The sequence below is a fragment of the Pseudomonas sp. GM78 genome, from assembly GCF_000282475.1.
Classification (GTDB): Bacteria; Pseudomonadota; Gammaproteobacteria; order Pseudomonadales; family Pseudomonadaceae; genus Aquipseudomonas.
Window position 1 is genome coordinate 35330 of the sequence record NZ_AKJF01000127.1, and the last position, 26020, is coordinate 61349.

Below are 26020 nucleotides of genomic sequence, written 5' to 3' on the forward strand. Positions count from 1 at the left end.
TGTAACCTATTGAAAAAAAGCACTTTTCATACGGGAATAAAAACGCCCGGCGCGGCCGGGCGTCTTAAAAGGGTCTAGCGGTCGATCAGATGCGTTTGGCTTGCGCTACAGCGTTGCCGATGTAGTTCGCCGGGGTGAGCAGTTTCAGCTCGGCCTTGGCGGTGGCTGGCATGTCCAGGCCGTCGATGAAAGTTTGCAGCGCTTCAGGGCTGATGCCCTTGCCGCGGGTCAATTCTTTCAGCTTTTCGTACGGGTTTTCGATGTTGTAGCGACGCATGACGGTCTGGATTGGCTCGGCCAACACTTCCCAGCAGGCGTCCAGGTCAGCGGCAATCTTCTGCTCGTTGAGCTCCAGCTTGCTGATGCCCTTGAGGCTGGCTTCGTACGCGATCACGCTGTGGGCGAAGCCGACACCGAGGTTGCGCAGTACGGTGGAGTCGGTCAGGTCGCGCTGCCAGCGGGAGATCGGCAGCTTGCTCGCCAGGTGCTGGAACAGTGCGTTGGCGATACCCAGGTTGCCTTCGGAGTTTTCGAAGTCGATCGGGTTGACCTTGTGCGGCATGGTCGACGAACCGATTTCGCCAGCGATGGTGCGCTGTTTGAAATAACCCAGGGAGATGTAGCCCCAGATATCACGGTCGAAGTCGATCAGGATGGTGTTGAAGCGCGCGATCGCGTCGAACAGCTCGGCGATGTAGTCGTGCGGTTCGATCTGCGTGGTGTACGGGTTGAAGCCCAGGCCCAGCTCGTCTTCGATGAAGGCGCGGGCATTGGCTTCCCAGTCGATCTCAGGGTAGGCCGACAGGTGAGCGTTGTAGTTGCCGACAGCGCCGTTGATCTTGCCCAGCAGTGGAACGGCAGCGACCTGGGCGATCTGGCGCTCCAGGCGGTAAACCACGTTCGCCAGTTCCTTGCCCAGGGTGGTCGGCGAAGCCGGTTGACCGTGGGTGCGCGACAGCATCGGCACGTCAGCGAAACGGATGGCCAGTTCGCGGATGGCGTTGGCGGTTTGGCGCATCAGCGGCAGCATCACGTCATCACGGCCTTCGCGCAGCATCAGGGCGTGGGACAGGTTGTTGATGTCCTCGCTGGTGCAGGCGAAGTGGATGAATTCGCTGACCTTGGCCAGTTCCGGCAGCTTGGCCGCCTGCTCCTTGAGCAGGTATTCGATGGCTTTTACGTCGTGGTTGGTGGTGCGCTCGATCTCTTTGACACGCTCGGCGTGCTCCAGGGAGAAGTTTTCCGCCAGGGTGTTCAACACCGCGTTGGCTTCGGCGGAGAACGCCGGCACTTCGCTGATGGCAGGGTGAGCGGCCAGGCGCTGGAGCCAGCGCACTTCAACCAGGACGCGGGCACGGATCAGGCCGTACTCGCTGAAAATTGGGCGCAGGGCCTGGGTTTTGCCGGCGTAGCGGCCGTCAACAGGGGAAACCGCAGTGAGCGAAGAGAGCTGCATGGGGTGTTCTCGGACAGTCGGGCAACGAAATGGGGCGCGTATCATACATGAAAAAATCCGCCGGTCCGTCGCCAACTGACCGGCGTATTACGCGTATTGCTAAGTTCTGTGCTGTCGATGCGGGTTATTCGTTACGCATCAATGGGTAAAGCTCTTTGAGCAATTTGCGGCGGCTGATCACCAGCTGCCAGCGATGACCGCCCAATTGCCGCCACAGGCGTGCCGAACGAATGCCGGCCAGCAGCAGGGCACGAATTTTCGAGGCGTTGCTCGGTTGCTGCAGGTTGCGCATGTCGCCGTGCACCTGGATGCGTTGGCGCAGGGTGCTCAGGGTGTCCTGGTACAGCGCGCCACACGCGGCGATCACGTTTTCGTGGGCCGGGCCGAAGTGCTCGACCTGGGACTGGATCTGCGGCAGGCGCTTGCCGATGACCTCCAGCATGTCCTCGCGCTTGGCCAGCTGACGCTCCAGGCCCAGCATGGCCAGGGCGTAGCGCAGCGGTTCGCGCTGCAGGGCGCTCGGGTCGCGTTCCAGGGCGCCGATCAAGGCGCGATAGCCTTCGCGCAGGTTGATATCGTCGCCGCCATAGACTTCCAGGGTGTCCTTGGGGTCGCGAATCAGCAGGCTACCGAGCATGCAGGTCAGGCCGGCCTCGTTGGTCTGGCCGGTCTTGGCGATCTTGTCGACCAGTACGGCGGCGAGAAATACGCCACCCAGCGCCGTCAGTTGCTCCTGGGTCGGGCTCATTGGGCCTGGCCTTTGCTGGTCCAGGGTTCCGCCACTTCGATCACGCCGCCGCCGAGGCAAATCTCGCCGTCGTAGAACACCACGGATTGACCGGGAGTGACCGCGCGTTGCGGGTCATCGAAGGTCGCACGATAACCGGTAGCGGTTTTCTCCAGGGTGCAGGGCTGGTCGCCCTGGCGATAACGAACCTTGGCGGTCAGCCTGCGCGGCTGGCTCAGGTCGATCGGGTTGACCCAATAGATATCCGAAGCGAGCAGGGCGCGGGAGAACAGCCACGGGTGATCGTTACCCTGGCCAACGATCAGCTCGTTGTGTTCCAGGTCCTTGATCAGCACGTACCACGGTTCGTCGCTGGCGTCTTTCAGGCCGCCGATGCCCAGGCCCTGGCGTTGGCCGATGGTGTGGTACATCAGGCCATGATGGCGGCCGATGATTTCACCTTCGGTGGTCTTGATCTCGCCCGGTTGCGCCGGCAGGTATTGCTTGAGGAAGTCGCTGAAGCGGCGTTCGCCGATAAAGCAGATGCCGGTGGAATCCTTCTTTTTCGCAGTCGCCAGCTCGTATTTCTCGGCGATTGCGCGAACCTGGGGTTTTTCCAGTTCGCCGACCGGGAACAGCGTCTTGGCGATCTGTTCGCCGCCAACGGCGTGCAGGAAGTAGCTCTGGTCCTTGTTCGGGTCCAGGCCCTTGAGCAGTTCGGTACGGCCGTCGATGTCACGGCGGCGCACGTAGTGGCCGGTGGCGATCAGGTCGGCGCCGAGCATCATGGCGTAGTCTAGGAACGCCTTGAACTTGATCTCGCGGTTGCACAGGATGTCCGGGTTCGGCGTGCGCCCGGCCTTGTATTCGGCCAGGAAGTGCTCGAACACGTTGTCCCAATACTCGGCGGCGAAGTTGGCGGTGTGCAGCTTGATGCCAATCTTGTCGCACACGGCCTGGGCGTCCGCCAGGTCGTCCATGGCGGTGCAGTATTCGGTTCCGTCGTCTTCTTCCCAGTTCTTCATGAACAGGCCTTCCACCTCATAGCCCTGCTCGATCAGCAGGAGGGCGGAAACGGAAGAGTCCACGCCGCCGGACATGCCGACAATGACGCGCTTCTTTTGTGTGTCAGAAGGGGCTGGATCACGCATAGGGATTCAATGAGTGTCTTGAAAAAGGACGCGATTCTAACAGGCTCGGGCCTGCAAGGCTAAAGAGAAGGGCGGATCAATTCGAGGCCGAAGTGTTTTCCGTCGAGATAGTCGTCAATGCAACGGATGATCAGTTCGCTGCGCCAGTTGTCGCGCTGCTCGATTAATTCCTCGCGGGTCAACCACTTGGCGCCGACGATGCCGTCGTCCAGTTGATACTCGGGGTGATGTTTCAGCGGTTTGGCGATGAAGCAGACCCGTTGATAGGTTACGCCGTTGCTCGGGGCGGTATAGAGATAAATGCCCAGTACGCCGGTGGCTTCGACGTCCCAGCCGGTTTCCTCGAGGGTTTCGCGCACCGCGGCCTCGGTCAGGGTTTCGTTGGGGTCCAAGTGGCCGGCGGGCTGGTTGAGCACCACGCGTCCGTGCTTGAGTTCCTCGACCATCAGGAAGCGGCCGTTGTCTTCGACGATGGTGGCAACGGTGATGTGGGGTTTCCAGTCCATAAGTTGTCCTCAGTGTTGAATATTGAAACCCGGTCCCTGTGGGAGCTGGCTTGCCAGCGATAGCGGTGGGTCAGTCGATATCAATGTTGAATGATAAGCCGCCATCGCTGGCAAGCCAGCTCCCACAGGGTTTTGTGTCGATCCATAAATGTCAGAAACACAAACCCCGGCACTGGGCCGGGGTTTGTGATGTTCCCTTACAACCTTAAACCAGCGCAGCTACCGCCGCGTTGAAAGTTGCGCTAGGGCGCATGGCCTTGCTGATCAGCTCGGCATTGGCGTGGTAGTAACCGCCGATGTCCACTGGCTTGCCTTGAACGGCGTTGAGCTCGGCAACGATGGTTGCTTCGTTCTCGGTCAGGGTCTTGGCCAGGGTCGCGAACTGCGCTTGCAGTGCAGTGTCTTCAGTCTGGGCGGCCAGGGCTTGAGCCCAGTACAGCGCCAGGTAGAAGTGGCTGCCGCGGTTGTCGATGTTGCCGACTTTGCGCGATGGCGACTTGTTGTTGTCCAGGAACTGGCCGGTGGCCTGGTCCAGGGTTTTCGACAGCACCAGGGCTTTCGGGTTGTTGTAGTTCACACCCAAATGCTCAAGGGAAGCGGCCAGGGCCAGGAACTCGCCCAGGGAATCCCAGCGCAGGAAGTTTTCTTCCAGCAGTTGTTGCACGTGCTTCGGAGCCGAACCGCCAGCGCCGGTTTCGAACAGACCGCCGCCATTCATCAGCGGAACGATCGACAGCATCTTGGCGCTGGTGCCCAGTTCCATGATCGGGAACAGGTCAGTCAGGTAGTCGCGCAATACGTTGCCGGTTACCGAGATGGTGTCTTTGCCTTCGCGAGTGCGGCGCAGGGTGAACTTCATCGCGTCGACAGGTGCCATGATCTGGATGTCCAGGCCGGCAGTGTCGTGATCCTTCAGGTAAGCCTGGACTTTCTCGATCACAACGCCATCGTGGGCGCGCATCGGGTCCAGCCAGAAGATCGCCGGCGTGCTGCTTGCGCGAGCACGGTTGACGGCCAGCTTGACCCAGTCCTGGATCGGCGCGTCTTTGGTCTGGCACATGCGGAAGATGTCGCCGGCTTCAACCGACTGTTCCAACAGCAGGGTGCCGTTGGTGTCGGTCACGCGGACAACACCGTTGGTCTTGATCTGGAAAGTCTTGTCGTGGGAGCCGTACTCTTCGGCTTTTTTCGCCATCAGGCCAACGTTCGGCACGCTGCCCATGGTGGTTGGATCGAACGCGCCATTGGCCTTGCAGTCTTCAATCACTGCCTGGTAGATGGTGGCGTAGCAGCGATCCGGGATCACGGCCTTGGTGTCGTGCAGCTGGCCATCGGTGCCCCACATCTTGCCGGAGTCACGGATCATTGCCGGCATCGAGGCGTCGACGATGACGTCGCTCGGCACGTGCAGGTTGGTGATGCCTTTGTCGGAGTTGACCATGGCCAGCGACGGACGGACGGCGTAAACCGCCTGGATGTCCGCTTCGATGGCGGCTTGCTGCTCGGCAGGCAATGCCTTGATGCGCGAGTACAGGTCGCCGATGCCGTTGTTCAGGTTGAAGCCGATCTGCGCCAGCACGTCAGCGTGCTTGGCCAGGGCGTCTTTGTAGAACTCGGCAACGATCTGGCCGAACATGATCGGGTCGGAGACCTTCATCATGGTGGCCTTCAGGTGAACCGACAGCAGCACGCCTTGTGCCTTGGCGCTTTCGATTTCAGCGGCGATGAAAGCGCGCAGGGCGTTTTTGCTCATCACGGCGCAGTCGAGGATCTCGCCAGCCTGAACGCTGGTTTTTTCTTTCAGGACGGTGGTGGTGCCGTCTTGAGCGATCAGTTCGATCTTGACCGCGCCTGGGGCGTCGATCAGGGCGGCTTTTTCGCTGCCGTAGAAGTCACCGCTGCTCATGTGAGCGACGTGGGACTTGGAGTCTGCAGCCCAGGCGCCCATTTTGTGCGGGTGCTTGCGCGCATAGTTCTTGACCGACAGTGGGGCGCGACGGTCGGAGTTGCCTTCGCGCAGTACCGGGTTCACGGCGCTGCCCTTGACCTTGTCGTAGCGCGCCTTGGCTTCTTTGTCGGCGTCGCAGGTCACGGTTTCCGGGTAGTCCGGCAGAGCGTAGCCCTGGGCTTGCAGTTCCTTGATCGCGGCTTGCAGTTGCGGAACCGAGGCGCTGATGTTCGGCAGCTTGATGATGTTGGCTTCAGGCGTAACGGCCAGGGCGCCCAGTTCGGCGAGGTGGTCGGCTACGGCTTTGTCGCCCAATTGCTCGGGGAAGCTGGCCAGGATGCGCCCTGCAAGAGAGATATCGCGGGTTTCAACGGCGATATCAGCCGAGGCGGTGAACGCCTCTACGATAGGCAACAGTGAATAGGTGGCGAGGGCGGGAGCTTCGTCGGTGAAGGTATAGATGATCTTCGAGCGGGTGGGCATATTCGGATTAACTCTCTCTTCTTTGCTAAAGCGTGCGCAGAAACTCGAGGGGCGCCGGGTAAGCGCGTTCGTTCAAAGTCATCCATGAGCCGAATATCGAGATTTCGTTGCTGTGATGTTGGGTGCATCAGTAGGGCGTCAAGCAGAAGGGCTGCGGTAGCAGACCCTCTCATCGGGCGGAAACACTCGTCGTAGAGCTGTTCAGCCTGACGTGACCCTTTAGTCAGCGGCAGCATTATACATAGGTAGCTGGCAATCTGCCGATGCTTCATACACATCGATTGTCGTCCATTGGTCTAAAGGTCGCAGGGACGAGCAGCGCGTAATGTCATTCATCGTGCTTGAGTTTGGCGTTTTTCCCTTTGCTTTCAGGCTTGTAGCTCGCGGGTTGTATGGCTTTGCGGCATATGAATAGAACATAGGGTTTGCGCGCCGATTTAACTGGGTTACGCTCGAACCAAGCCAGATGTTCAATCCAATCAATGGAGTTCAGCATGGGTTACAAGAAGATTCAGGTTCCAGCCGTCGGCGACAAAATCACCGTCAATGCAGACCATTCTCTCAATGTTCCTGATAATCCGATCATCCCGTTCATTGAAGGCGACGGCATTGGCGTCGACGTCAGCCCCGTCATGATCAAGGTTGTCGATGCTGCCGTGGAAAAGGCCTATGGGGGCAAGCGCAAGATTTCCTGGATGGAGGTCTATGCCGGCGAGAAAGCCACCCAGGTATACGACCAGGACACCTGGCTGCCCCAGGAAACCCTGGATGCCGTTAAAGATTACGTAGTCTCCATCAAGGGCCCGCTGACCACGCCGGTCGGTGGCGGTATCCGCTCGCTCAACGTTGCCCTGCGCCAGCAACTGGACCTGTATGTGTGCCTGCGGCCGGTGGTGTGGTTCGAAGGTGTGCCAAGCCCGGTGAAAAAGCCCGGCGACGTGGACATGGTGATCTTCCGCGAGAACTCCGAAGACATCTATGCCGGTATCGAGTGGAAGGCCGGCTCGCCGGAAGCCACCAAAGTCATCAAGTTCCTGAAAGAAGAAATGGGCGTCACCAAGATCCGTTTCGACCAGGACTGCGGCATCGGCATCAAGCCGGTTTCGAAAGAAGGCACCAAGCGTCTGGTGCGCAAGGCCCTGCAATATGTGGTGGATAACGATCGCAAGTCGCTGACCATCGTGCACAAGGGCAACATCATGAAATTCACCGAAGGCGCCTTCAAGGACTGGGGCTATGAGGTGGCGAAAGAAGAATTCGGCGCCGAGTTGCTCGACGGCGGCCCGTGGATGAAATTCAAGAATCCGAAAACCGGCCGCGAAGTCGTGGTCAAGGACGCCATCGCCGACGCTATGCTCCAGCAGATCCTGCTGCGTCCGGCCGAATACGATGTGATCGCCACGCTGAACCTCAACGGTGACTACCTCTCCGACGCCCTGGCGGCGGAAGTGGGCGGCATCGGTATCGCGCCAGGTGCCAACCTGTCCGACACCGTGGCCATGTTCGAGGCTACCCACGGTACTGCGCCGAAGTATGCCGGCAAGGACCAGGTCAACCCGGGTTCGGTGATTCTTTCGGCGGAAATGATGCTGCGTCACCTGGGCTGGACCGAGGCGGCGGACCTGATCATCAAGGGCACCAATGGCGCGATCAAGGCCAAGACCGTGACCTATGACTTCGAGCGCCTGATGGAAGGCGCCACGCTGGTTTCGTCGTCCGGGTTCGGTGAAGCACTGATCAAACACATGTAAGCAAACGACAGGCGTACAAAAACCGCCCGATTCAGATGAATGAGTCGGGCGGTTTTTTTATGACTGGATGACGGTTTTTCGTTAAACCGTAACTGTCTGTTGCGTGGCAGGTGTTGTAGCTATCGAAGCATCTACAGGGTTGCCGATATTCACGGCATGCAGCCCTTTGGGTCCCTGGATGATTTCGAATACGACAGCCTGGCCGGCTTTCAGGGTTTTATAACCTTCCATTTGAATGGCCGAGTAGTGAGCAAACAGGTCTTCCGTTTTGCCGTCCTCGTTGATGAAACCGTAACCCTTGGCGTTGTTGAACCATTTCACCTTGCCGCTCACCTTGACACCTGACATACCAACTCCCTCTGCAACAGACTCCATCACTGGAGTATCATCCAGTACATCCGCAGTCACTTCTTAGGAAAAAAAGTTGACTCCGCGGACCTTTTTTACCCACTGTGGGCTCTATTGGTTGTAACACCGTTTTGCCGATAGTCAAGGTGACCAGGCAGTCGGAGTTGAAATCGCCCAAGACCGCCCCCACCACTGTATTTGCACAACTGACGAACCTTTCTTTCCATGCATGCAATCAGCCAGATTCGACTAACATTCAATCAGGATCGCCCGTTTCTCCAGAAAGACCGCCCGGAGGAACACGACGACGATTCCGCAGGCATTGCTGTTCAGGAGGCCAAGCCTGCTTTACAGGCACCGCCGATGTACAAGGTGGTTTTGTTCAATGATGACTACACACCGATGGATTTCGTCGTCGAAGTGCTCGAGGTGTTTTTTAACCTGAATCGCGAGCTGGCGACCAAGGTCATGCTGGCCGTCCATACAGAAGGACGGGCAGTATGTGGAGTGTTTACCCGCGACATCGCCGAGACAAAGGCCATGCAGGTCAACCAGTACGCCAGGGAAAGCCAGCATCCGCTACTCTGTGAAATCGAGAAGGACGGTTAATCGCCGACCACTTGGGTATGAGGTGAAGCTATGTTAAACCGCGAGCTCGAAGTCACCCTCAATCTTGCCTTCAAGGAGGCTCGTTCGAAGCGTCATGAATTCATGACCGTCGAACATCTTCTGCTGGCCCTATTGGACAATGAGGCTGCCGCCACCGTTTTGCGTGCGTGCGGCGCAAACCTCGACAAACTCAAGCATGACCTGCAGGAGTTCATCGACTCCACCACGCCATTGATCCCCGTGCATGACGAGGATCGCGAAACCCAGCCAACCCTGGGCTTCCAGCGTGTACTGCAACGTGCTGTGTTTCACGTACAGAGCTCGGGCAAACGCGAAGTGACTGGCGCCAACGTGCTGGTCGCGATCTTCAGTGAGCAAGAGAGTCAGGCAGTGTTCCTGCTGAAACAGCAGAGCGTTGCCCGTATCGATGTCGTCAACTACATCGCCCACGGCATTTCCAAGGTGCCAGGGCACGGCGATCACTCTGAGGGTGAGCAAGATATGCAGGACGACGAGGGCGGTGAGTCTTCATCTTCAGGCAATCCACTGGATGCTTATGCCAGCAACCTAAATGAACTCGCGCGCCAGGGTCGAATCGACCCATTGGTAGGCCGTGAGCTGGAAGTCGAGCGCGTCGCCCAGATCCTGGCGCGTCGTCGCAAGAACAATCCGTTGCTGGTGGGCGAGGCAGGCGTGGGTAAAACCGCGATTGCCGAAGGCCTGGCCAAGCGCATTGTCGACAACCAGGTGCCGGACCTGCTGGCCAACAGCGTGGTTTACTCCCTTGACCTGGGTGCCTTGCTGGCCGGGACCAAATACCGCGGCGATTTCGAGAAGCGCTTCAAGGCGTTGCTCAATGAGCTGAAAAAACGTCCGCAGGCGATCCTGTTCATCGACGAAATCCACACCATCATCGGTGCGGGTGCCGCGTCCGGTGGCGTCATGGATGCTTCGAACCTGCTCAAGCCGCTGCTGTCGTCCGGTGATATCCGCTGCATCGGTTCGACCACCTTCCAGGAATTCCGCGGGATCTTCGAGAAGGACCGAGCCCTGGCCCGGCGCTTCCAGAAGGTTGATGTGTCGGAGCCTTCGGTGGAAGACACCATCGGTATCCTGCGCGGCCTGAAAGGGCGTTTCGAGACCCATCACAATATCGAATACAGTGATGAGGCCCTGCGCGCCGCTGCCGAGCTGGCTTCGCGCTACATCAATGACCGGCACATGCCGGACAAAGCCATCGACGTCATCGACGAAGCGGGTGCCTTCCAGCGCCTGCAGCCCGTGGAAAAGCGGGTGAAACGCATCGAAGTGCCTCAAGTCGAGGATATCGTCGCGAAAATCGCACGGATTCCGCCAAAACACGTCACCAGTTCCGACAAAGAGCTGCTGCGTAACCTTGAGCGTGACCTGAAGCTGACGGTGTTTGGTCAGGATGCGGCGATCGATTCGCTGGCGACCGCGATCAAGCTGTCCCGTGCCGGCCTCAAGTCGCCTGACAAGCCAGTGGGTTCGTTCCTGTTCGCAGGTCCTACCGGTGTCGGTAAAACCGAAGCGGCGCGTCAGTTGGCCAAGGCGCTGGGTGTCGAATTGATTCGCTTCGACATGTCCGAGTACATGGAGCGCCACACCGTATCGCGTCTGATCGGTGCGCCTCCAGGCTATGTCGGGTTCGACCAGGGCGGTCTGCTGACCGAAGCCATCACCAAGCAGCCACACTGCGTGCTGTTGCTCGATGAAATCGAGAAGGCGCATCCGGAAGTCTTCAACCTGCTGCTGCAGGTCATGGACCACGGGACGCTGACCGATAACAACGGGCGCAAGGCCGACTTCCGTAACGTGATCGTCATCATGACGACCAACGCCGGTGCCGAAACCGCAGCCCGCGCTTCGATCGGTTTCACCCATCAGGACCACTCGTCCGATGCGATGGAAGTGATCAAGAAGAGCTTCACCCCAGAGTTCCGCAACCGTCTGGACACCATCATCCAGTTTGGTCGCCTCAGTCATGAGGTCATCAAGAGCGTGGTGGACAAGTTCCTTACCGAACTTCAGGCGCAGCTGGAAGACAAGCGCGTGCAGCTGGAAGTGACCGACGCTGCACGAGGCTGGCTGGCGGCAACTGGCTACGACACGGCTATGGGCGCTCGCCCAATGGCGCGTTTGATCCAGGACAAGATCAAGCGTCCGCTGGCGGAAGAGATCCTGTTTGGCGAACTGGCCGACCATGGTGGCGTGGTTCATATCGATCTGAAGGACGGCGAGCTGACCTTCGAGTTCGAGACCACGGCTGAAATGGCCTGACGTTAAACGCAGCAAAACAAAAAGGCGCCGATTGGCGCCTTTTTGTTGCCTGTCAAATCACCGCGATCCCCTGTAGGAGTGAGCCTGCTCGCGATGGCGGTATGTCAGTGACGTCAATGTTGGCTGAAATGACGCTATCGCGAGCAGGCTCACTCCTACAGGGGGGCAATGAAATCCTAGGCAAACAAAAACGCCCGGCATAAGCCGGGCGTCTTGTATTGACTTGATTAGCGAGCGCGGTAAGTGATGCGCCCTTTGCTCAAGTCATAGGGCGTCAGCTCGACGCGCACTTTGTCACCGGTAAGAATACGAATGTAGTTCTTGCGCATCTTGCCGGAAATATGCGCGGTTACGACGTGCCCATTTTCCAACTCCACACGAAACATGGTGTTGGGCAGGGTGTCGACGACAGTGCCTTCCATTTCGAAGCTGTCTTCTTTCGACATGCAGTAAAGCCCTCGGTGTCCAATGAATGGCCCGGTGCAACTGCGCCAGGCAAAAGCGGCGTGCATTGTGCCCGAAAAGTGGTGTTTAAGCCAAGGGGTTTAGGGCTTGCTCTAGTTCAGGACGACCCAGCGCTGGTTTATCAGCAGTTCGATGGGGCGATACTGGGTCTTGTAGCTCATTTTTTTGCAGTTCTTGATCCAGTAGCCCAGGTAAACCGCGTCCAGTCCCAGGCGCCGGGCTTCGGCGATTTGCCAGAGGATGGCGTAGCGCCCCAGGCTGCGGCGCTCTTCGGCGGGCTCGTAGAAGGTGTAGACCGCTGACAGACCGTTCGGCAGAAGATCGGTGACGGCAATGGCCAGTAGTCGACCCTCGAGGCGAAATTCGTAGAACCGTGAAAAAGGCAGGTCGCGGACCAGGAAGGTGGAAAACTGATCGCGGCTGGGCGGGTACATGTCGCCATCGGCATGGCGTTCTTCGATGTAGCGCTGGTAAAGATCGAAATACTCTTCGCTGAAACCTGGCTTGGCGGGGCGCACCTGCAAGTCGGCGTTGCGTTTGAAAATGCGTTTCTGCTGACGATTGGGGGTGAATTGCCCTACAGGAATGCGCGCCGGTACGCACGCATTGCAATTCTGGCAATGCGGACGGTACAGGTGGTCGCCGCTGCGCCGAAAACCCATTTCAGACAGATCTGCGTACACATGCACATCCATGGGCTGGCTAGGGTCGAGAAACAGGGTTGTGGCCTGCTCCTCGGGCAGATAGCTGCAGGAGTGGGGTTGAGTGGCATAAAACTTCAAGCGCGCCAACTCGGTCATGATCAACCCTCGGGATAAGCTTTTGAATAAGTGTAAGCCACACGGGCAAAAGTCGCTCAGCAAACCCAGGTTGCGCGATTGGGCTGGTCCAGATGCCGTGCCAGGTAATCGGCAAATACCCGGCGCGGAATCGCTCGCGCACCCAGGCTGTGCAAATGGTCGGTGGGCATCTGGCAATCGATGAGCACGAAACCCGAGTCTTTCAGATGTCGCACCAGTGTGGCAAAGCCAAATTTCGAGGCATTGTCAGCCAGGCTGAACATGGATTCGCCGAAAAACAGCTGGCCCATCGCCAGGCCATACAGCCCGCCCACCAGTTCATCCTGGTCCCAGACCTCCACCGAATGCGCATGGCCGCGTTTGTGCAGTTCGATGTAGGCGTCCTGCATGGCTTCGGTGATCCAGGTACCGTCCGCGTATTCCCGGGGAGCGGCGCAGGCGCGGATGACCGCGGCAAAATCCTGGTCGAAGGTCACCTGGTAGCGTTGTTGGCGCAGCAGTTTGTTCAGGCTGCGGGATACGTGCAGTTCATCGGGAAACAACACGGTGCGAGGGTCCGGCGACCACCAGAGAATCGGCTGGCCCTCGGAAAACCAGGGGAAACAGCCGTGGCGGTAGGCCTGGATCAGTCGGTCGGCGGACAGGTCTCCACCGGCCGCCAGCAATCCATTGGGATCGCGCATGGCCTTTTCCAGGGCCGGGAACGTCAGGGTGTTGCGTTGTAACCAGGTCAGCATGGCGTCAGGGCTTACAGAAGGGGAGGGCGATGGCGGGCGTCGGGCCCGCCGTGAAGTGTGCCGTCAAACAGCGGGAATGTCGTCGAGGTATTTTTCCGCGTCCAGGGCGGCCATGCAGCCGGCGCCGGCGGAGGTGACCGCTTGGCGATAGACGTGATCGGCGACGTCACCTGCGGCAAATACGCCTTCTATGGCGGTGGCCGTCGCATTGCCTTCGCTGCCACCGTTTACCAGCAGATAGCCGTCAAGCATCTCCAGTTGACCGGCGAACAGGTCGGTATTGGGCTTGTGGCCGATGGCGATGAACACGCCGGTCAGCGGCAGTTCGCTGATTGCGCCGGTATGACTGTCGCGCAGGCGCGCGCCGGTCACGCCGCTGGCGTCGCCCAGCACCTCGTCCAGATTCTGGTTCCAGTGCAGGCGAATATTGCCCTTGGCGGCTTTTTCAAAGAGTTTGTCCTGAAGAATCTTTTCCGAACGCAACTTGTCGCGACGGTGGATCAGATGGACTTCGCTGGCAATGTTCGACAGATACAGCGCCTCTTCAACGGCGGTATTGCCACCGCCCACCACCGCGACCACCTGGTTGCGGTAGAAGAAGCCGTCGCAGGTCGCGCAGGCTGAAACCCCTTTGCCGGCAAAGGTCTCTTCCGAGGGTAGGCCCAGGTACTGTGCCGAAGCGCCAGTGGCGATAATCAGTGCGTCGCAAGTGTAAGTGCCGCTGTCACCGATGAGTTCGAAGGGGCGCTGTTGCAACTTGGCGGTATGGATATGGTCGTAAACAATCTCGGTGGCAAAGCGCTCGGCGTGTTTTTGCATGCGCTCCATCAGGACCGGGCCGGTCAGGCCTTCGACATCGCCTGGCCAGTTATCGACTTCCACGGTGGTGGTGAGCTGGCCACCTGCCTGTATGCCGGTAATGACAACGGGCTTGAGGTTGGCGCGAGCGGCATACACGGCTGCGCTGTAACCCGCGGGGCCGGAACCGAGGATGATCAGGCGGGAATGCTTCGCTACACTCATAAAAACACCTCATAAGCCTTTGTCACAAAAGAGAATGCGTGCTCAAATTGAGTCGCACGTAATGTGCTGTTGACTATGCTACACCCAAGAGTTGCCAGCATGGCATCGCACGTACAAACCCGTACAATGCCTGGCTGTAACAGTGTTTGTAACAAAATCGGCATCGTGTCTCGTATTTATGAATACCGATGCGCAGTGTTAAAAGTAGTCCCGGTTACGCCTGTTAACTTTTTTACCTGCCTGGATTGGGCAGTTTTATAGTCATTCAACAGATGGACGCGCCATTGGCGCAGGAAAAACAGGTTTTGAAGAAATCCACCGCAGCACCCAAGACAGTTGTTCCACTCTGGCGCCAGCACTTGCACTACCGCCTCAAGGAAGGTGCATTGATCGCCATCGGTGCGCTGTGCCTGTTCCTGATGATGGCCTTGCTGACCTATGGCAAGGACGATCCGGGCTGGAGCCATAACAGCAAGATCGACGACGTACAGAACTTCGGCGGCCCGGCGGGCTCCTACAGCGCCGATATCCTGTTCATGGTGCTTGGTTACTTTGCCTACATCTTCCCGCTGTTGCTGGCGATCAAGGCCTATCAGATCTTCCGCCAGCGCCACGAGCCGTGGGAGTGGAGCGGCTGGCTGTTCTCCTGGCGCTTGATCGGCCTGGTGTTCCTGGTGCTGTCCGGTGCCGCGCTGGCGCACATCCATTTCCATGCCGCGACCGGTCTGCCGGCCGGCGCAGGCGGGGCGCTGGGCGAGAGCCTTGGCGACCTGGCGAAGAACGCGCTGAACATCCAGGGCAGCACGCTGCTGTTCATCGCCCTGTTCCTGTTCGGTCTCACGGTGTTCACCGACCTGTCATGGTTCAAGGTGATGGACGTCACCGGCAAGATCACCCTCGACCTGTTCGAATTGTTCCAGGGCGCCGCCAATCGCTGGTGGGCGGCCCGTAACGAGCGCAAGCAACTGGTGGCGCAGCTGCGTGAAGTCGATGAGCGCGTGCACGATGTGGTCGCGCCGTCCGTCACCGACAAGCGTGAACAGGCCAAGGTCAAGGAGCGCCTGATCGAACGCGAGCAAGCCCTGAGCAAGCACATGTCCGAGCGCGAGAAGCAGGTGCCGCCGGTGATCGCCCCGGCGCCACCCAAGCCGCCAGCGCCGAGCAAGCGCGTGGAAAAAGAAAAACAGGCGCCGTTGTTCGTCGACAGCGCCGTGGAAGGCACTTTGCCGCCGATCTCGATTCTCGACCCGGCGGAAAAGAAACAACTCAATTACTCGCCCGAATCCCTGGCGGCCGTCGGCCACCTGCTGGAAATCAAGCTCAAGGAATTCGGCGTCGAAGTCACCGTGGATTCGATTCACCCGGGGCCGGTGATTACCCGTTACGAGATCCAGCCGGCGGCCGGGGTCAAGGTCAGCCGTATCTCCAACCTGGCGAAAGACCTGGCGCGTTCCCTGGCCGTGACCAGCGTGCGGGTGGTGGAAGTGATTCCGGGCAAGACCACGGTCGGTATCGAGATTCCCAACGAAGACCGGCAGATCGTGCGCTTTTCAGAAGTGCTGTCGACCCCCGAGTACGACAACTTCAAGTCCCCGGTCACCCTGGCCCTGGGCCATGACATCGGCGGCAAGCCGGTGATCACTGACCTGGCGAAGATGCCGCACCTGCTGGTAGCCGGTACCACCGGTTCCGGTAAGTCGGTGGGTGTGAACGCGATGATCCTGTCGATCCTGTTCAAGTCCGGCCCGGATGACGCCAAGCTGATCATGATCGACCCGAAAATGCTCGAACTGTCGATCTACGAAGGCATTCCGCACCTGCTGTGCCCGGTGGTCACCGACATGAAGGACGCCGCCAACGCCTTGCGCTGGAGCGTCGCCGAGATGGAGCGGCGTTACAAGCTGATGGCGAAGATGGGTGTGCGTAACCTGTCCGGCTTCAACGCCAAGGTCAAGGAAGCCCAGGACGCCGGCGAGCCGTTGAGCGACCCGCTGTACAAGCGCGAAAGCATCCATGACGAAGCGCCATTGCTGCAGAAGCTGCCGACCATCGTGGTGGTTGTCGACGAATTCGCCGACATGATGATGATCGTCGGCAAGAAGGTTGAAGAACTGATCGCCCGTATCGCCCAGAAGGCGCGGGCGGCGGGCATCCACCTGATCCTCGCGACCCAGCGTCCGTCGGTGGACGTGATCACCGGCCTGATCAAGGCGAACATCCCGACCCGTATGGCGTTCCAGGTGTCGAGCAAGATCGACTCGCGGACCATTATCGACCAGGGCGGCGCCGAGCAACTGCTGGGTCACGGTGACATGTTGTACATGCCGCCGGGCACCAGCCTGCCGATCCGGGTTCACGGCGCGTTCGTGTCCGACGACGAGGTTCACCGCGTGGTCGAGGCCTGGAAACTGCGCGGTGCGCCGGAGTACAACGACGACATCCTCAACGGTGTCGAAGAGGCCGGCAGCGGCTTTGAAGGCAGCAGCGGTGGCGGCGATGGCGATGATCCCGAGGCCGACGCGCTGTATGACGAAGCAGTACAGTTCGTCCTGGAAAGCCGTCGCGCGTCCATCTCAGCGGTTCAGCGCAAGCTGAAGATCGGCTACAACCGCGCCGCACGCATGATCGAAGCCATGGAAATGGCCGGGGTTGTGACGTCCATGAACACCAACGGTTCGCGTGAAGTCCTGGCCCCCGGCCCGGTACGCGACTGACCCGATACTGAAAAGGGGCGGCGCCTCGAGGCGCTGCCCGCACTCCCACGAATGTTATGAGGACTCCCATGCGTCTGATCCGCATGCTGTTGCTGCCGGTACTGGCTTTGAGCACGCTCTCGGCCCACGCCGATGACAAGGACGTGGCACGCCTGACCCAATTGCTGGAAAAATCCCAGACCCTGACCGCGCGTTTCTCCCAGCTGACCCTGGACGGCACCGGTACCCAGCTGCAGGAAACCGCCGGTGAGATGTCGCTGCAGCGCCCGGGCCTGTTCTATTGGCACACCAATGCGCCAGCCGAGCAGACCATGGTCTCCGACGGTAAAAAGGTCACCCTGTGGGACCCGGACCTGGAGCAGGCCACCATCAAGAACCTCGATCAGCGCCTGACCCAGACGCCAGCACTGCTGCTGTCCGGTGACGTTTCGAAGATCAGCCAGAGCTTCGACATCAGCGCCAAGGAAGCCGGCGGCGTGATCGACTTCACCTTGAAGCCGAAAACCAAGGACACCCTGTTCGACAGCCTGCGCCTGTCGTTCCGCAATGGCCTGGTCAATGACATGCAGCTGATCGACAGTGTCGGCCAGCGCACCAATATCCTGTTCACCGGGGTGAAGGCCAACGAGCCGATCCCGGCCTCCAAGTTCAAGTTCGACATTCCCAAGGGTGCGGACGTGATCCAGGAGTAATCACCGAACCTGTGGGAGCGGGCTTGCCCGCGATGGCGGTTTGTCAGGCACATTGATGCTGGATGTGCCGACGCTATCGCGGGCAAGCCCGCTCCCACAGGGATCTGATAGGCATCAGGACCCAGTGAGGTTTCATAAGTTGTGATGGACCTGTTTCGCAGTGCCCCGATCGCCCAGCCCCTGGCCGCCCGCTTACGCGCGACCAACCTGGACGAGTATGTCGGTCAGGAACACGTGCTCGCTCGCGGCAAGCCCTTGCGCGAAGCGCTGGAGCAGGGTGCCCTGCATTCGATGATTTTCTGGGGGCCGCCCGGGGTGGGCAAGACCACCCTGGCGCGGCTGCTCGCGGAAGTCTCGGAGGCGCATTTCGAAACGGTGTCGGCGGTGCTCGCCGGGGTGAAGGAAATCCGTCAGGCGGTGGAAATCGCCAAGCAGCAGGCCGCCCAGTACGGCCGGCGAACGATTCTGTTCGTCGACGAAGTGCACCGCTTCAACAAGTCCCAGCAGGATGCGTTCCTGCCGTATGTCGAAGACGGCACGCTGATTTTCATCGGCGCGACCACGGAAAACCCCTCGTTCGAACTCAACAACGCCTTGCTGTCCCGCGCGCGGGTCTATGTGCTCAAAAGCCTCGACGAAACCGCGTTGCGCAAACTGGTGCATCGCGCGCTGACCGAAGAGCGCGGCCTGGGCAAGCGCAACCTGACCCTCAGCGACGAAGGCTTCCAGATGCTCTTGTCGGCCGCCGATGGCGATGGCCGGCGCTTGCTCAACCTACTGGAAAACGCCTCGGACCTGGCTGAAGACAACAGCGAGATCGGCACCGAGCTGCTGCAAAGCCTGCTCGGTGATACCCGTCGGCGTTTCGACAAGGGTGGCGAAGCGTTCTACGACCAGATCTCCGCGCTGCACAAATCCGTGCGTGGCTCCAACCCCGACGGTGCGTTGTACTGGTTCGCGCGCATGATCGATGGCGGTTGCGATCCGCTGTACCTGGCCCGACGCGTGGTGCGCATGGCCAGCGAAGACATCGGCAATGCCGACCCGCGTGCGCTGAGCCTGTGCCTGGCGGCGTGGGAAGTGCAGGAGCGCCTCGGCAGCCCCGAAGGCGAGCTGGCGGTGGCGCAGGCCATCACCTATCTGGCTTGCGCGCCGAAAAGCAACGCGGTGTACATGGGCTTCAAGACCGCACTGCGTGCCGCCGCCGAACACGGTTCGCTGGAAGTGCCGCTGCACCTGCGCAATGCGCCGACCAAGCTGATGAAACAGCTCGGCTACGGCGACGAATACCGTTATGCCCACGACGAGCCCGATGCCTACGCCGCCGGGGAAGACTACTTTCCGGAAGAACTCGACCCTATCCCGTTCTATCAGCCGGTGCCCCGTGGCCTGGAGCTGAAGATTGGCGAAAAGCTCAATCACCTGGCGAAACTTGACCGTTTGAGCCCCCGGCAGCGGAGAAAATAGTGCTTCCCCTGATCCTTGCGGTTTCCGCCGGCGGTGTGGCCGGCACCTTGCTACGCTTTGCCACGGGTAACTGGATCAACGCTAATTGGCCGCGGCACTTCTATACCGCGACGCTGGCCGTTAATATCGTCGGCTGTTTGCTGATCGGCGTTTTATACGGTCTGTTTTTGCTACGCCCGGAGGTGCCGATCGAGGTGCGCGCCGGGTTGATCGTCGGCTTCCTCGGAGGGCTGACGACTTTTTCATCCTTTTCACTGGATACGGTGCGCCTGCTGGAAAGCGGGCAGGTGCCGCTGGCCCTGGGCTATGCTGCCATCAGCGTATTCGGCGGGCTGCTCGCCACCTGGGCTGGCCTGTCCTTGACCAAACTTTGATAACGAGAGACCGACATGCTCGATTCCAAACTGTTACGTAGCAACCTTCAGGACGTAGCCGACCGCCTGGCATCCCGTGGTTTTACCCTGGATGTCGCGCGCATCGAAGCGCTGGAAGAACAGCGCAAGACCGTCCAGACCCGCACCGAAGCCCTGCAGGCTGAACGTAACGCGCGCTCCAAATCCATCGGTCAGGCCAAGCAGCGCGGCGAAGACATCGCGCCGTTGATGGCCGACGTCGAGCGCATGGCGGGCGAGTTGGGTGCCGGTAAAACCGAACTGGACGCGATCCAGACCGAGCTGGACTCGATCGTGCTGGGTATTCCCAACCTGCCGCACGAATCGGTGCCGATCGGCGACGACGAAGACGGCAACGTCGAAGTGCGCCGCTGGGGCACGCCGACCGCATTCGATTTCCCGGTGCAGGACCACGTTGCCCTGGGTGAAAAATTTGGCTGGCTGGACTTCGAGACCGCCGCCAAGCTGTCCGGCGCGCGCTTTGCGTTGCTGCGTGGCCCGATCGCCCGCCTGCACCGCGCCCTGGCGCAGTTCATGATCAACCTGCACGTCACCGAGCACGGCTACGAAGAGGCCTACACACCTTATCTGGTCCAGGCCCCGGCGCTGCAAGGCACCGGTCAACTGCCGAAGTTCGAAGAAGACCTGTTCAAGATCGCGCGCGAAGGCGAAGCCGACCTGTACCTGATCCCGACCGCCGAAGTGTCGCTGACCAACATCGTCGCCGGCGAAATCGTCGATTCGAAACTGCTGCCGATCAAGTTCGTTGCCCACACGCCGTGCTTCCGCAGTGAAGCCGGTGCATCGGGTCGCGACACCCGCGGCATGATCCGCCAGCACCAGTTCGACAAGGTCGAGATGGTGCAGATCGTCGAGCCGTCGACTTCGATGGAAGCGCTGGAAGGCCTGACCGCTAACGCCGAGAAAGTCCTGCAACTGCTGGAACTGCCTTACCGCACCATCGCGCTGTGCACCGGCGACATGGGCTTCAGCGCGGTCAAGACCTATGACCTGGAAGTGTGGATTCCAAGCCAGGACAAATACCGCGAAATCTCCTCGTGCTCCAACTGCGGCGATTTCCAGGCCCGTCGTATGCAGGCGCGTTTCCGCAATCCGGAAACCGGCAAACCGGAACTGGTGCACACCCTGAACGGTTCCGGCCTGGCAGTCGGTCGTACCCTGGTGGCGGTGCTGGAGAACTACCAGCAGGCCGACGGTTCGATCCGTATACCTGAGGTGCTCAAGCCGTACATGGGTGGCCTTGAGGTCATCGGCTAAATGAACTATCTGCCGCTGTTCCATAACCTTCGCGGCAGTCGTGTGTTGGTCGTCGGTGGGGGGGAAATTGCCTTGCGCAAATCCCGCCTGCTGGCCGATGCCGGTGCGCTGCTGCGGGTGGTCGCACCTGAAATCGAAACGCAGCTGCGCGAACTGGTCAGCGCCAGCGCTGGCGAGTGCCTGACGCGCGGTTACCTCGAGACGGATCTGGACGGTTGCGCGCTGATCATTGCCGCCACCGACGACGAAGCGCTCAATGCTCAAGTGTCCGCCGATGCCCATCGGCGTTGCGTGCCGGTCAATGTGGTGGACGCGCCGGCCTTGTGCAGCGTGATCTTCCCGGCCATCGTCGACCGTTCGCCGCTGATCATTGCCGTGTCCAGCGGTGGCGATGCGCCGGTGCTGGCGCGTTTGATCCGCGCCAAGATCGAAACCTGGATTCCTTCGACCTACGGTCAGCTGGCTGACCTGGCGGCGGGTTTCCGTCACCAGGTGAAAAAGCTGTTCCCGGACGTGCAGCAACGTCGCGCGTTCTGGGAAGACGTGTTCCAGGGCCCGATTGCCGACCGGCAACTGGCCGGGCAGGGCGGCGAAGCCGAGCGTTTGCTGCAGGCGAAAATCGCTGGAGAAGCGCCGGTGGCCACCGGTGAGGTGTATCTGGTGGGTGCCGGTCCCGGTGATCCGGACCTGCTGACCTTCCGTGCCCTGCGCCTGATGCAGCAAGCCGACGTGGTGCTGTACGACCGCTTGGTCGCACCGGCGATTCTCGAGTTGTGCCGGCGCGATGCCGAGCGTGTCTACGTCGGCAAGCGCCGCGCCGATCACGCCGTGCCGCAGGACCAGATCAACCAACAATTGGTCGATCTGGCGAAGCAAGGCAAGCGTGTGGTGCGGTTGAAGGGCGGCGATCCGTTCATCTTCGGCCGTGGCGGTGAAGAGATCGAAGAACTGGCGGCCCATGGCATCCCGTTCCAGGTCGTACCGGGCATCACGGCTGCCAGCGGTTGTGCGGCCTATGCCGGAATTCCGCTGACTCACCGTGATTACGCACAGTCGGTGCGGTTCATTACCGGCCACCTGAAGGACGGTTCCACCGATCTGCCGTGGGCCGATCTGGTCGCGCCGGCGCAGACTCTGGTGTTCTACATGGGGCTGGTGGGCTTGCCGAGCATCTGCGAACAGTTGATCAAGCATGGTCGCGGCGCGGATACCCCGGCGGCGTTGATCCAGCAGGGCACCACGGTCAATCAGCGGGTGTTTACCGGCACGTTGGCGGACCTGCCACGGCTGGTGGCGGAGCATGAAGTGCATGCGCCGACGTTGGTGATCGTTGGGGAAGTGGTGCAACTGCGCGAGAAACTGGCGTGGTTTGAAGGGGCTCAATCACAAGTCTGAACACCGCATTGGCCCCATCGCTGGCAAGCCAGCTCCCACAGGTTCTTTGGTGAAGCTGCAATCTCTGGCATCACACAAATCCCTGTGGGAGCTGGCTTGCCAGCGATGAGGCCCTCAAAAACAAATCTCAGGCCTTGCGCCAAACCCCTTTCCCGCTCAACCGCTCCCGATCATGGGCCGCGGTGAAATCCTGCTGCGGCCCTTTGGGCACGATCCCCGTCGGGTTGATGGTCTTGTGGCTGCCGTAGTAGTGGTTTTTGATGTGTTCGAAATCCACCGTCTCGGCAATCCCCGGCCACTGGTAAATCTCCCGCAGCCAGTTCGACAGGTTCGGATAATCGGCAATGCGCCGCAGGTTGCACTTGAAGTGACCGAAATACACCGCGTCGAAACGAATCAGCGTGGTGAACAGGCGAATGTCCGCTTCGGTCAGGTACTCGCCGGTCAGGTAACGGTTGGCACTTAACAACTGCTCCAGCCGATCCAGTTCTGCGAACAGTTCATCGAAGGCTTGTTCATAAGCGGATTGCGAGGTGGCAAACCCGGCGCGGTACACGCCGTTGTTCACTACCGGATAGATCCGCTCGTTCAGCGCGTCAATCTCGCCGCGCAACGGTGCCGGATAGAAATCAAGGCCATTGCCGGTCAGCTCATCGAAGGCGCCATTGAACATGCGGATGATTTCCGCCGACTCATTGTTGACGATGCGCTTTTGCTGTTTGTCCCAGAGCACCGGCACCGTGACGCGGCCCGTGTAGTCGGCGGTATCGGCGGTGTAGCGCTGGTGCATGAAGTCAAAGTGATCGAGTTTGTCGCCGGTGGAGCCGTGGGACTTGTCGAACGTCCAGCCGTTCTCCAGCATCAGGTAGCTGACCACCGACACATCGATCAGGCTTTCCAGGCCCTTGAGTTTGCGCAGGATCAGCGTGCGATGGGCCCACGGACAGGCGAGGGATACGTAGAGGTGATAGCGCCCAGGGTCGGCGGCAAAACCACCGATGCCACTGGGGCCGGGTTGGCCGTCAGCGGTGACCCAGTTTCGGCGCTGCGCCTGTTCGCGCTGGAACGTGCCGTCCTTGCTTTCGTACCATTTGTCCTGCCAGCGACCTTCAACTAACAAACCCATGTCCGAGACTCCTCAACCGATAAGCGTTGGAGAGGAGTCTATGCTGATAGGTTCGATAAAATAGCGCAAAGTTTGCCGGGTTATGATCGACTAAATCGATTTATCCCGCGCGTCCCAGAATTTCTGGGCGGTCTCGAACGCCTGCTCGCGACTCTGGCCAAGGCCCCGCAGCGCCAGGGCCATGGTCGAGATCAGGGCCATTTGCGGGTAGCTGTCTACCACATCGCCACGCCACACGGCCTTCAGGTGCGCCGGTTCCAGGCTGGCGGGCTTGACGTGGCGCTGGCTCGACAGTTGCGGCCACTCCTCATCCCAGCTCTCGCCGCCGCTGGTGCCGTACAGGTGACTGTCGGCGTCGGGGTTGATCTCGATCTCGCCGCCATCGCCCTTGACCACGATCGCGGTGTCGCCGAGCAGTCCGCTGGCATCGCGATGCACCGCCTGGTAACCGGGGTGGAAGATGCTTTGCAGGCCGCAACGGGCGCCCAGCGGGTTGAGAATCCGCGCCAGCGAGTGGATCGGCGAGCGCAGGCCGAGGGTGTTGCGCAGGTCGATCATGCGTTGCAGTTGCGGTGCCCAGTCCACCAACGGCATGAAGGCCAGGCCGCCGTTGTCCAGCGCCACGCCGACTTGCTGCCAGTCGCGGCACAACGGGATGTTCAGCTCATCGAGCAATTGTTCACTGTAGAGCCGACCGGCGGTGTGCGCGCCGCCGCCGTGCATGAACACCCGCACACCGTTCTGCGCCAGGCACTTGGCCGCCAGCATGTACCACGACAGATGCCGCTTCTTGCCGGCATAGGTCGGCCAGTCGAGGTCGACCGCCAGTGCCGGCGCTTTTAAGCGTTCGCGCAGGGCCTCGGTAAAACCTGCCATTTCCTGCGCGCTTTCTTCCTTGTGGCGCAACAGCATCAGGAACGCGCCGAGCTGGGTGTCCTCGACCTTGTCGTCGAGCACCATGCCCATGGCGGTGCGGGCTTCTTCACGCGTCAGGTCGCGGGCGCCACGCTTGCCTTTGCCGAGGATGCGCACGAATTGGGCGAACGGGTGCTCGGCAGGCGTTTCGAGGGTCAACGCTGGGTAGTCGGTCATAAGCAATTCGTCGGTTTGGGCAGGCCCGCCAGTTTCGCGGCGAGTTTGGCAGGGGTGCCTTTGAACAGTCGGTTCAGGTGCAGGCTGTTGCCTTTGTCCGGGCCGAGTTTCAATGCGGTGTACTTGATCAGCGGCCGGGTGGCCGGCGACAACTGGAATTCAGCGTAGAAGCTGCGCAGCAGTTCGAGGATTTCCCAGTGCTCGGGGCTCAACTCGATGTCTTCGGCGGCGGCCAGGGCACTGGCGACGTCCGCCGACCAGTCACTGAGCTCCAGCAGGAAACCGTCCTTGTCCAGCTCGATGGCGCGCGCGCCGACCGTCAATACATTCATAGCCAGCTGTTGACCTTGTCGTGGTGGATCGACAGTTCGACGAAGGCCGGATAATCGACAGCCGTTGCCCAGTCCGGAACCTCGATAGCCCGGGCCTGGGCATCTTCGGCCAGAACGTAGAGCGGCAGACCGCGGGCATTCAGCGCCGTGAAAGGTGCGGTGCCTGGCTGCAGGGCATAGGCCGCGTCGCCACACAGCAGCAGCGCGTCGTTGTTACCGATCACTCGCAGGCAACTGTTCAGGCGGTCGTCGCCGAACGGGGAATGAGACAACACATGCAAAGTCGACATCAGAGGGTGATCACCTGGTCGTAACGGTCAATGAGCGCAGTGATTTCGTGGGCGGCCAATACGCGGGCTTCCTCCAGCGACAAGGCGCCAGGGTCCAGGCCACGTTCGGCAGCGCTGTCGGCACAGACAAACAGTTCTTCGACGCCGAACATCGGCAGTGCCTGCAGGTTGGCACTCAGGTCTTTCTGTTGCAGGGCCTTGGCGCTCTGACGGGTGGCGAGCTGGAATACGCCGTCGTCGAGAAACAGCAGGCCGATCGGCAGATCGAAGGCGCCGCCCGCCAGGACGATGTCCAGCGCTTCCCGCGCGCCCGGCCCGGACCACGGCGACTGGCGGCTGATGATCAGCAAGGATTTGGCCATGTCACGCACCTCCGAAGCAGATCAGGCGGTCCGCGTCTTGCACCGCATCATGCAACTGGCCGAGCCCGGACAATTCCCACGGCGCACCGACGGCGACAGCCTCGCGTTGGTAGCGCTTGGCTTCTTCCTCGTTCAACACCCCACGGCGCAAGGCGGCGGCGATGCACACCACGCCATCGAGCTGGTTTTCGCCGACGAAGGTGCGCCATTGTTTGGGTACATCCAGCTCGTCCTGGGGCGTGACCACGCTGCTGGAGGCGTTGTACACGCCATCCTGGTAGAAAAACAGCCGGACAATCTCATGCCCGCCGGCGAGCAGCGCCTGGGCGAACAGCAAGGCGCGGCGCGAGGAGGGCGCATGGGCGGCGGAAAATACGGCGATGGCGAACTTCATGGCGGACTCGATCAGCGAAACTGCGGCCATGATAAAGCTTTATCGGCGTTGGGGCTAAATCGATGTCGCCTATACGGGCCCCATCGCTGGCAAGCCAGCTCCCACAGGGTTTGCGATGAACCTGCGATCTTAGGCATCCCACAAAGCCTTGTGGGAGCTGGCTTGCCAGCGATGGCGGCCT

The 26020-nt window shown here is 60.3% G+C and carries 25 protein-coding genes; 9 read left to right on the plus strand and 16 right to left on the minus strand.

From position 1 onward, the window contains the following. Nucleotides 1-85: 85 nt before the first annotated feature. From purB to PMI35_RS11085, 5 genes are all read right to left on the minus strand, one after another. Nucleotides 86-1456, minus strand: coding sequence for an adenylosuccinate lyase (gene purB, locus PMI35_RS11105; RefSeq protein WP_008062009.1), 1371 nt, complete (start codon nt 1454-1456; stop codon nt 86-88). A 124-nt stretch (nt 1457-1580) separates the two neighbouring features. Then, nucleotides 1581-2204, minus strand: coding sequence for a high frequency lysogenization protein HflD (gene hflD, locus PMI35_RS11100; protein ID WP_008062011.1), 624 nt, complete (start codon nt 2202-2204; stop codon nt 1581-1583). Beyond that, nucleotides 2201-3334 (minus strand): tRNA 2-thiouridine(34) synthase MnmA, encoded by a 1134-nt coding sequence (gene mnmA, locus PMI35_RS11095; protein ID WP_008062013.1) that lies wholly within the window; start codon nt 3332-3334, stop codon nt 2201-2203. Before mnmA ends, hflD begins: the two co-directional genes overlap by 4 nt. A gap of 59 nt (nt 3335-3393) precedes the next feature. Continuing rightward, nucleotides 3394-3840, minus strand: coding sequence for an NUDIX hydrolase (locus PMI35_RS11090; protein WP_008062014.1), 447 nt, complete (start codon nt 3838-3840; stop codon nt 3394-3396). 205 nt (nt 3841-4045) lie between these two features. Continuing rightward, complete coding sequence (locus PMI35_RS11085) at nt 4046-6271, minus strand: NADP-dependent isocitrate dehydrogenase (RefSeq protein ID WP_008062015.1); 2226 nt, start codon at nt 6269-6271, stop codon at nt 4046-4048. A 494-nt stretch (nt 6272-6765) separates the two neighbouring features. Between PMI35_RS11085 and icd the strand changes: the two genes are divergently transcribed. After that, a complete protein-coding gene (icd, locus tag PMI35_RS11080; protein WP_007951441.1) occupies nt 6766-8022 on the plus strand; it encodes an NADP-dependent isocitrate dehydrogenase in 1257 nt (418 codons plus the stop codon). A gap of 81 nt (nt 8023-8103) precedes the next feature. Here the strand turns inward: icd and cspD are convergent, their stop codons facing one another. Beyond that, nucleotides 8104-8370: a cold shock domain-containing protein CspD gene (gene cspD / locus PMI35_RS11075; protein ID WP_008062016.1), complete on the minus strand. Its 267-nt coding sequence runs from the start codon at nt 8368-8370 to the stop codon at nt 8104-8106. A gap of 225 nt (nt 8371-8595) precedes the next feature. Between cspD and clpS the strand changes: the two genes are divergently transcribed. Then, nucleotides 8596-8979 carry an ATP-dependent Clp protease adapter ClpS gene (clpS, locus tag PMI35_RS11070; RefSeq protein WP_008062017.1) on the plus strand — a complete coding sequence of 128 codons (384 nt, stop codon included), beginning with the start codon at nt 8596-8598 and terminating at the stop codon, nt 8977-8979. 30 nt (nt 8980-9009) lie between these two features. Further along, entirely contained in the window at nt 9010-11280 is a 2271-nt protein-coding gene (clpA, locus tag PMI35_RS11065) for an ATP-dependent Clp protease ATP-binding subunit ClpA (protein ID WP_008062019.1), read from the plus strand. Between the two features lie 227 nt (nt 11281-11507). Here clpA and infA read toward each other — a convergent pair whose 3' ends face one another. From infA to trxB, 4 genes are all read right to left on the minus strand, one after another. After that, a complete protein-coding gene (infA, locus tag PMI35_RS11060; protein ID WP_002553999.1) occupies nt 11508-11726 on the minus strand; it encodes a translation initiation factor IF-1 in 219 nt (72 codons plus the stop codon). Between the two features lie 111 nt (nt 11727-11837). Then, entirely contained in the window at nt 11838-12545 is a 708-nt protein-coding gene (locus tag PMI35_RS11055; protein ID WP_008062021.1) for an arginyltransferase, read from the minus strand. A gap of 56 nt (nt 12546-12601) precedes the next feature. After that, entirely contained in the window at nt 12602-13282 is a 681-nt protein-coding gene (aat, locus tag PMI35_RS11050; RefSeq protein WP_008062023.1) for a leucyl/phenylalanyl-tRNA--protein transferase, read from the minus strand. Nucleotides 13283-13345: 63 nt separating this feature from the next. After that, nucleotides 13346-14305 carry a thioredoxin-disulfide reductase gene (gene trxB / locus PMI35_RS11045; RefSeq protein ID WP_008062025.1) on the minus strand — a complete coding sequence of 320 codons (960 nt, stop codon included), beginning with the start codon at nt 14303-14305 and terminating at the stop codon, nt 13346-13348. Nucleotides 14306-14577: 272 nt separating this feature from the next. Here trxB and PMI35_RS11040 point away from each other — a divergent pair, with 272 nt between their 5' ends. The 6 genes from PMI35_RS11040 (at nt 14578) to cysG (ending at nt 22243) form a co-directional block, all read left to right on the plus strand. Continuing rightward, on the plus strand, nt 14578-17019 hold the full coding sequence (locus PMI35_RS11040; RefSeq protein WP_008062027.1) for a DNA translocase FtsK: 2442 nt from the start codon (nt 14578-14580) through the stop codon (nt 17017-17019). Nucleotides 17020-17087: 68 nt separating this feature from the next. Continuing rightward, on the plus strand, nt 17088-17711 hold the full coding sequence (gene lolA / locus PMI35_RS11035) for an outer membrane lipoprotein chaperone LolA (protein ID WP_008062032.1): 624 nt from the start codon (nt 17088-17090) through the stop codon (nt 17709-17711). A 144-nt stretch (nt 17712-17855) separates the two neighbouring features. Continuing rightward, nucleotides 17856-19178, plus strand: coding sequence for a replication-associated recombination protein A (locus PMI35_RS11030; RefSeq protein ID WP_008062035.1), 1323 nt, complete (start codon nt 17856-17858; stop codon nt 19176-19178). Beyond that, nucleotides 19178-19552: a fluoride efflux transporter CrcB gene (gene crcB / locus PMI35_RS11025; RefSeq protein WP_008062037.1), complete on the plus strand. Its 375-nt coding sequence runs from the start codon at nt 19178-19180 to the stop codon at nt 19550-19552. Before PMI35_RS11030 ends, crcB begins: the two co-directional genes overlap by 1 nt. Nucleotides 19553-19567: 15 nt before the next feature. Further along, on the plus strand, nt 19568-20848 hold the full coding sequence (gene serS, locus PMI35_RS11020; protein WP_008062040.1) for a serine--tRNA ligase: 1281 nt from the start codon (nt 19568-19570) through the stop codon (nt 20846-20848). Beyond that, entirely contained in the window at nt 20849-22243 is a 1395-nt protein-coding gene (gene cysG / locus PMI35_RS11015; RefSeq protein WP_008062041.1) for a siroheme synthase CysG, read from the plus strand. A 127-nt stretch (nt 22244-22370) separates the two neighbouring features. Here the strand turns inward: cysG and PMI35_RS11010 are convergent, their stop codons facing one another. The 6 genes from PMI35_RS11010 to tusD all read right to left on the minus strand — a co-directional run bounded on the left by PMI35_RS11010 (nt 22371) and on the right by tusD (nt 25839). Beyond that, a complete protein-coding gene (locus tag PMI35_RS11010) occupies nt 22371-23369 on the minus strand; it encodes a glutathione S-transferase family protein (RefSeq protein ID WP_008062043.1) in 999 nt (332 codons plus the stop codon). 90 nt (nt 23370-23459) lie between these two features. Next, complete coding sequence (locus PMI35_RS11005) at nt 23460-24461, minus strand: glycosyl transferase family protein (RefSeq protein WP_008062045.1); 1002 nt, start codon at nt 24459-24461, stop codon at nt 23460-23462. After that, the gene (locus tag PMI35_RS11000; protein WP_008062047.1) at nt 24458-24793 is read right to left on the minus strand and encodes a TusE/DsrC/DsvC family sulfur relay protein; all 336 of its coding nucleotides are present in this window, start codon (nt 24791-24793) and stop codon (nt 24458-24460) included. The genes PMI35_RS11005 and PMI35_RS11000 overlap by 4 nt, the downstream gene beginning before the upstream one ends. Further along, a complete protein-coding gene (gene tusB / locus PMI35_RS10995) occupies nt 24790-25083 on the minus strand; it encodes a sulfurtransferase complex subunit TusB (protein WP_008062050.1) in 294 nt (97 codons plus the stop codon). Before tusB ends, PMI35_RS11000 begins: the two co-directional genes overlap by 4 nt. Continuing rightward, nucleotides 25083-25445 carry a sulfurtransferase complex subunit TusC gene (gene tusC / locus PMI35_RS10990; RefSeq protein ID WP_008062055.1) on the minus strand — a complete coding sequence of 121 codons (363 nt, stop codon included), beginning with the start codon at nt 25443-25445 and terminating at the stop codon, nt 25083-25085. The genes tusB and tusC overlap by 1 nt, the downstream gene beginning before the upstream one ends. A gap of 1 nt (nt 25446) precedes the next feature. Further along, complete coding sequence (tusD, locus tag PMI35_RS10985) at nt 25447-25839, minus strand: sulfurtransferase complex subunit TusD (RefSeq protein WP_008062056.1); 393 nt, start codon at nt 25837-25839, stop codon at nt 25447-25449. Nucleotides 25840-26020: the final 181 nt, after the last annotated feature.

Excerpts from the sequence above, each read along its gene's own strand:
- purB (WP_008062009.1), bottom strand. The coding sequence starts at position 1,456 with ATGCAGCTCTCTTCGCTCACTGCGGTTTCCCCTGTTGACGGCCGCTAC.
- hflD (WP_008062011.1), bottom strand. The coding sequence starts at position 2,204 with ATGAGCCCGACCCAGGAGCAACTGACGGCGCTGGGTGGCGTATTTCTC.
- mnmA (WP_008062013.1), bottom strand. The coding sequence starts at position 3,334 with ATGCGTGATCCAGCCCCTTCTGACACACAAAAGAAGCGCGTCATTGTC.
- PMI35_RS11090 (WP_008062014.1), bottom strand. The coding sequence starts at position 3,840 with ATGGACTGGAAACCCCACATCACCGTTGCCACCATCGTCGAAGACAAC.
- PMI35_RS11085 (WP_008062015.1), bottom strand. The coding sequence starts at position 6,271 with ATGCCCACCCGCTCGAAGATCATCTATACCTTCACCGACGAAGCTCCC.
- icd (WP_007951441.1), top strand. The coding sequence starts at position 6,766 with ATGGGTTACAAGAAGATTCAGGTTCCAGCCGTCGGCGACAAAATCACC.
- cspD (WP_008062016.1), bottom strand. The coding sequence starts at position 8,370 with ATGTCAGGTGTCAAGGTGAGCGGCAAGGTGAAATGGTTCAACAACGCC.
- clpS (WP_008062017.1), top strand. The coding sequence starts at position 8,596 with ATGCATGCAATCAGCCAGATTCGACTAACATTCAATCAGGATCGCCCG.
- clpA (WP_008062019.1), top strand. The coding sequence starts at position 9,010 with ATGTTAAACCGCGAGCTCGAAGTCACCCTCAATCTTGCCTTCAAGGAG.
- infA (WP_002553999.1), bottom strand. The coding sequence starts at position 11,726 with ATGTCGAAAGAAGACAGCTTCGAAATGGAAGGCACTGTCGTCGACACC.
- PMI35_RS11055 (WP_008062021.1), bottom strand. The coding sequence starts at position 12,545 with ATGACCGAGTTGGCGCGCTTGAAGTTTTATGCCACTCAACCCCACTCC.
- aat (WP_008062023.1), bottom strand. The coding sequence starts at position 13,282 with ATGCTGACCTGGTTACAACGCAACACCCTGACGTTCCCGGCCCTGGAA.
- trxB (WP_008062025.1), bottom strand. The coding sequence starts at position 14,305 with ATGAGTGTAGCGAAGCATTCCCGCCTGATCATCCTCGGTTCCGGCCCC.
- PMI35_RS11040 (WP_008062027.1), top strand. The coding sequence starts at position 14,578 with ATGGACGCGCCATTGGCGCAGGAAAAACAGGTTTTGAAGAAATCCACC.
- lolA (WP_008062032.1), top strand. The coding sequence starts at position 17,088 with ATGCGTCTGATCCGCATGCTGTTGCTGCCGGTACTGGCTTTGAGCACG.
- PMI35_RS11030 (WP_008062035.1), top strand. The coding sequence starts at position 17,856 with ATGGACCTGTTTCGCAGTGCCCCGATCGCCCAGCCCCTGGCCGCCCGC.
- serS (WP_008062040.1), top strand. The coding sequence starts at position 19,568 with ATGCTCGATTCCAAACTGTTACGTAGCAACCTTCAGGACGTAGCCGAC.
- cysG (WP_008062041.1), top strand. The coding sequence starts at position 20,849 with ATGAACTATCTGCCGCTGTTCCATAACCTTCGCGGCAGTCGTGTGTTG.
- PMI35_RS11010 (WP_008062043.1), bottom strand. The coding sequence starts at position 23,369 with ATGGGTTTGTTAGTTGAAGGTCGCTGGCAGGACAAATGGTACGAAAGC.
- PMI35_RS11005 (WP_008062045.1), bottom strand. The coding sequence starts at position 24,461 with ATGACCGACTACCCAGCGTTGACCCTCGAAACGCCTGCCGAGCACCCG.
- PMI35_RS11000 (WP_008062047.1), bottom strand. The coding sequence starts at position 24,793 with ATGAATGTATTGACGGTCGGCGCGCGCGCCATCGAGCTGGACAAGGAC.
- tusB (WP_008062050.1), bottom strand. The coding sequence starts at position 25,083 with ATGTCGACTTTGCATGTGTTGTCTCATTCCCCGTTCGGCGACGACCGC.
- tusC (WP_008062055.1), bottom strand. The coding sequence starts at position 25,445 with ATGGCCAAATCCTTGCTGATCATCAGCCGCCAGTCGCCGTGGTCCGGG.
- tusD (WP_008062056.1), bottom strand. The coding sequence starts at position 25,839 with ATGAAGTTCGCCATCGCCGTATTTTCCGCCGCCCATGCGCCCTCCTCG.